The sequence below is a fragment of the Actinomadura sp. 7K534 genome (assembly GCF_004348575.1).
Taxonomy (GTDB): Bacteria; Actinomycetota; Actinomycetes; order Streptosporangiales; family Streptosporangiaceae; genus Spirillospora; species Spirillospora livida.
In genome coordinates this window covers 1-4543 of record NZ_SMKB01000377.1, presented here as the reverse complement: position 1 = coordinate 4543, position 4543 = coordinate 1, and the positions used below count along the sequence as shown (strand labels likewise).

Sequence of the window (4543 nt, the reverse complement as noted above, 5' to 3'; positions counted from 1 at the left end):
GGGTCGGGTCGCGGGGGCTAGACGGCCGGGCGGTCGAACGCCGCGTCGTGCGGCATCACCCAGAAGAACTGGCCGGCCGGGTCGAAATCGAAGATCAGTGCGTGGCTGCCGGCGGTGAGGGCGGTGCCCTCCGCGCCGCCCGCCACGGCCACGTCCATCGCGGGCCGCCGCACCTGGACGATGGCGGACGAGCCGTCGGGGGCGGTGACCTCGGCCTGGCCGAAGTCCGGGCCGACCCGCCCGGTGCGGATGACGCAGGGCAGCCCGACGAAGTCGCGCAGCGACGCCTCGACCGGGCGGCGCAGGACGCGGCGCAGCGGCAGCACGGCCAGCCGCGTCCCGGCCCAGGCCGCGATCAGCGCGACGGCCAGGACGAGGGTCCGCAGGAAGGCGCCGTCCAGCAGCGCCGAGCCCGCGAGGCTGACGAACCACGCGAGGGCGATCAGCAGCGAGAGGACGACCGTGCCGGGGACACCGCCGAGGCCGAGGAAGGCGAACCAGCCCGGGCCGGGCCCGTCCCCGTCCTCGGGGCCGGCGCCGGCCCCCGTATCGGCATCGGCGCCGGCCCCGAGGAGGTCCATGTCGAGGCCGCCGACCAGGACGAAGGCCCAGTACACGGCGACGACTAGGAGAGAGAAAGTGAAAAGCGCGGTCGGAAAACCGAACGCGGCGTCGAAGAATTCAGCCATGAGAATGCACGCTTCCGCTGTGGGACGTCGAAGACCGCGCCGGGCGCGCCTAATGCGCGCCGGCCCGTGAGGAAAGGCCCGCGAAGGGGGAGGGGAAGGAAGCGGCTCAGCTATCTGGGAAGTCGTGCGCCCAGGCCATGGCGATCATGCCGTAAGGCGGGGCGGGAACGCGCGGCGACGGAGGCGGCGCGATGATGAAGTGCCGGGAATTCATCCACCCTCCTGGTCGCAGACGTATGGTGTCTCGCCGACCAGACTTCCCGGCACACCAGTAGTTAACTTAGCTTATTTCTCGCGATAAGGGAAGTCTGCTATCGGATCTGTTGCCGTGACCGGCCGCTGACCTCGCCGTTCGCCGCGGCGGCTCGGGAGAGGGGCCGCCCGTCCGCGGTGCGGCGACCCGACCCTTGGGCGTTCCGGCGCCATGATCGGTTCCAGTGACTTGGCCGCCGCAGGCCATCGGATCTGCGGCGGGACGCGAAACCAGGGGGAGCTTTCAGGTTTCGTTGAGGTAGCGTTGGGTCTTCACTCAGGATCCCGGAGTATTTTGGCGCGCCATGACTCCGCAGACCAGCCGGCCGATCTTCATCATCGGCTGTCCCCGATCGGGCACGACGCTGCTCCAGCAGATGCTGCACTCGCATCCCCGGATCGCGTTCCCGTCCGAGACCAGGTTCGTGCACACCTCGTACGAGGTGCGGCAGACCTTCGGTGACCTGGAGCTGGCGGAGAACCGGCGCAGGCTCGCGGAGTGGATCGTCAAGGGCAGGGACACGAAGTTCCACGTCCTCAAACTGGACGCGGACAAGACGATCGAGGAGATCGTGCAGGCGCCGCCGACGCTCGGGTCGGCCCTGGCGACCGTCTTCCGGGCGTACGCGCGCGAGCACGGCAAGCCGCGGTGGGGCGACAAGCGCCCGAGCTACTTCCGCCGGGTGCCGATGCTCCAGCGGATGTTCCCCGACGCCCAGTTCGTCCATCTCGTCCGGGACGGCCGGGACGCGGTCAGCTCGCTGAAGAAGATGCCCTGGTACCACGGCGACACCTTCTCGGCGGCGCTGACCTGGCGGGAGGCGGTCGACACCGGGAAGCGCCTCGCCCGCCGCCTCGGCCCGGAGACCTTCTACGAGTTCCGGTACGAGGACCTCGTCGCCGAACCGGAGAGCTCGCTGCGGCGGCTGTGCGCGTTCCTCGGCGAGGAGTACCACCCGGCGATGACGAAGGCGTACGAGCACGCCCGGGAGACGGTGCCGTCCGCGCGCAAGTGGCACCTCCGGACGCACGAGGCGCCCAACACCCGCAACGTCGGCGCGTGGCGGGAGCGCCTGGAGGACTGGGAGGCGGACCTTGTCGAGCACGTCCTCGCCTCGCGGCTGGCCCAGCACGGCTACGCGCTGACGGGGGTGGCGCGCCCGTCCGCCGCGAACCTCGCGAAGTACCACCGGATCGCGGCGCACCGGTGGCGGTCGCAGCGGGCGCACGCGGTCCTGGACCGCCTGGCGCAGTCCCGCGACCCCAATCCGGTGGCCTCCCTCCTCACCGGGCCGGTGCCGGTGGACGGTGCCGCTGACCAGGCATGATTTCCGCGGGGCAAGCTATATCTGCCTTCGAAGGAAGAAGGACCTGACTCGTCCGTGATGGGGGAGTCTGGGAGTTTGTCCGAAATTCTCATGGAACGTGCCGGGTCGGCGTGGCCGGCCGGGTGCCCGTGCGGGACGGGTCTGCTGGGGAACGGCGCAGGTCGGGTGCCGCGATGGGTTCGCGGGTGAGCGACGGATCCAGTGGGACGGGCGGGGACAGGGGTTCGCGGGCGGCCTTCCGGTGGGCCCCTTAACGGAAGTGGTTACTAGTCAGTAACCTAGTGCCGTTTTACCGTCTAACTGACTTAATTTACGAAACAGAGACATGGTTGTGTCCGATCGTTCACATGGGGATCTGAGACACATCGTCTATTTGCCGGTATCTTGCGTGTTGCTCGTCTTCCGATAGCTATCGCGATTGATTCGATGATCCTCTGACATAAGGAGGAATGCGGTGACCAGATCGGAAACAATTTCCCACGACGAGCTGCAATCGTGGCTTCTTGACAGGATCGCCTTCTACCTCGACCGGCCTGCTGAAAACATCGATCCAGGTGTCGAACTGGCACGGTATGGCGTGGACTCCGTCTACGCCATCAGCATCATCAGCGACATCGAAGACCATCTCCAGGTCGAGGTCGACGTGGCCGAGGCGCGGCGCCGGGAGACGGTGACGGCCCTCACCGACTACCTGCTCGAACTCGTCGCGTGATGGCCGACCGGCCGGGCGGCGGGCCCGTCATGGTGGTGCTCGGCGACAGCGTCGCCGAGGGGCAGAACGACCCGGACCCGGCCGGCGGGTGGCTCGGCTGGGCCGGCCGGCTGGCCCGTGAGCTGGACGTTTCCCGCGAGGAGATGCTCAACGTCTCCGACCCGGGCGCGACGATCGAGGACGTGGTCGGCACCCAGCTGCCCGCCGTCCGGGACCTGCGGCCGGGGCTCGTCGTGCTCGGCTGCGGGATGAACGACGCGCTGCGCGGGTTCGAGCGCCCGGCCGCCGCGGCCCGGCTGACCGAGCTGTTCGGCTGGGCCCGCTCGCGCGACGCGATCGCGCTCGCGATCCCGGTGCCGCGGCCGCCGCTGCTCGACCTGTCCCCGATGTCGCAGTTCCGCAAGAAGCGAACGGTGCAGCGCATTCACGACTTCAACGAGGAGCTCGCCCGTGCGACGCGCGAGTTCGGAATACCGTTTCCCGCGCGAGAAACGGTGGACAAGGTCGCCGATCCCGCGATGTGGAGCGCCGACGGAATCCATCTGAACCCGCGCGGGCACGCTTATGTCGCGGAGGTGATCGCGAACTTCGCACGAAGCCTGCTCCGCGAGCGGGCGATATGAGCTCGGGGGCCGAACCGCACAAGTCTGGGATTGAGATGAAGAGACCATTCACCTTCGCCCGAGTCCCCCAGTCGATGTTGCTGATTCCGCTCGCGCCGGTCCTCGCCGTGCAGGCTTGGCGGACGGCCCGGCGCACGCCCCGGCTCGCGCCCGCGACCGGTGACGAGCACGGCTTCGTCCCCGGCACCGACCCCGGCGCCGGACCCGCCTACCGGGTCGTCGTGATCGGGGAGTCCACCGCGGTGGGGGTCGGCGCGTCCCGGCACGCGCAGGCCCTGCCGGGCTTCCTGGCCGAGGCGCTGCGGGAGCGCCTGCGGCGCAGCGTGTCCTGGTCGGTCAACGGCGAGAACGGCGCCACGGCCCACCGGGTCGCGACCGGCCTCGTCCCGAACGGCGCCCCCGGCACGGACACGTCCGGCAACGGCACGCCCCCTGGGGGCGCGCCGCCCGGCGGTGCGTCCGGGGGACCAGGCGCGGACCTCGTGGTCGTGACCGTCGGGATCAACGACCTGATCCGGGGGCGCCCGATGCGGCGGTGGACGGACGACGTGTCCCGGCTCATCGCCGCGCTGCAGGGCAGGTACGCGCACGCGACGCTGGTCGTCGCGGGGATGCCGCCCGTGCACCGGTTCCCGGCGATCCCGCAGCCGCTGCGGCTCGTCCTCGGCGCGCGGGCCCGGATCATGGACCGGATCATGCGCGACGCGGCCCGGTCGCGCGGCGCCGTCCACGCCCCGATGGACGAGGCGATGGCGCGCGACCGCCGGCTGTTCGCGAGCGACGGCTTCCACCCGTCGCCCGCCGGCTACCGGGCCTGGGCCGAGGACCTCGCCCGCGCCGCGACCCCCGTCCCCGCCACCACGAGCCCGGCCACCACGAGCCCTGCACCTACGAGCCCTGCCACTACGACCCCCGCTACTGCTGTCTCTTATACACAGC

5 protein-coding genes are annotated in these 4543 nt (G+C 70.3%); 4 read left to right on the top strand and 1 reads right to left on the bottom strand.

Going from position 1 to position 4543, the window contains the following annotated elements:
- Positions 1-17 precede the first annotated feature (17 nt).
- Positions 18-689 carry a hypothetical protein gene (locus tag E1266_RS35820; protein ID WP_132054816.1) on the bottom strand — a complete coding sequence of 224 codons (672 nt, stop codon included), beginning with the start codon at positions 687-689 and terminating at the stop codon, positions 18-20.
- A 557-nt stretch (positions 690-1246) separates the two neighbouring features.
- Between E1266_RS35820 and E1266_RS35815 the strand changes: the two genes are divergently transcribed.
- The 4 genes from E1266_RS35815 to E1266_RS35800 form a co-directional block, all read left to right on the top strand.
- A complete protein-coding gene (locus tag E1266_RS35815) occupies positions 1247-2269 on the top strand; it encodes a sulfotransferase (protein ID WP_132054814.1) in 1023 nt (340 codons plus the stop codon).
- A 454-nt stretch (positions 2270-2723) separates the two neighbouring features.
- Positions 2724-2981, top strand: coding sequence for an acyl carrier protein (locus tag E1266_RS35810; protein ID WP_131954036.1), 258 nt, complete (start codon positions 2724-2726; stop codon positions 2979-2981).
- The gene (locus E1266_RS35805) at positions 2981-3604 is read left to right on the top strand and encodes an SGNH/GDSL hydrolase family protein (protein ID WP_132054812.1); all 624 of its coding nucleotides are present in this window, start codon (positions 2981-2983) and stop codon (positions 3602-3604) included. The genes E1266_RS35810 and E1266_RS35805 overlap by 1 nt, the downstream gene beginning before the upstream one ends.
- 74 nt (positions 3605-3678) lie before the next feature.
- On the top strand, positions 3679-4543 hold an 865-nt coding region (locus E1266_RS35800), incomplete at its 3' end, for an SGNH/GDSL hydrolase family protein (protein WP_165966350.1).

Excerpts from the sequence above, each read along its gene's own strand:
- E1266_RS35820 (WP_132054816.1), bottom strand. The coding sequence starts at position 689 with ATGGCTGAATTCTTCGACGCCGCGTTCGGTTTTCCGACCGCGCTTTTC.
- E1266_RS35815 (WP_132054814.1), top strand. The coding sequence starts at position 1,247 with ATGACTCCGCAGACCAGCCGGCCGATCTTCATCATCGGCTGTCCCCGA.
- E1266_RS35805 (WP_132054812.1), top strand. The coding sequence starts at position 2,981 with ATGGCCGACCGGCCGGGCGGCGGGCCCGTCATGGTGGTGCTCGGCGAC.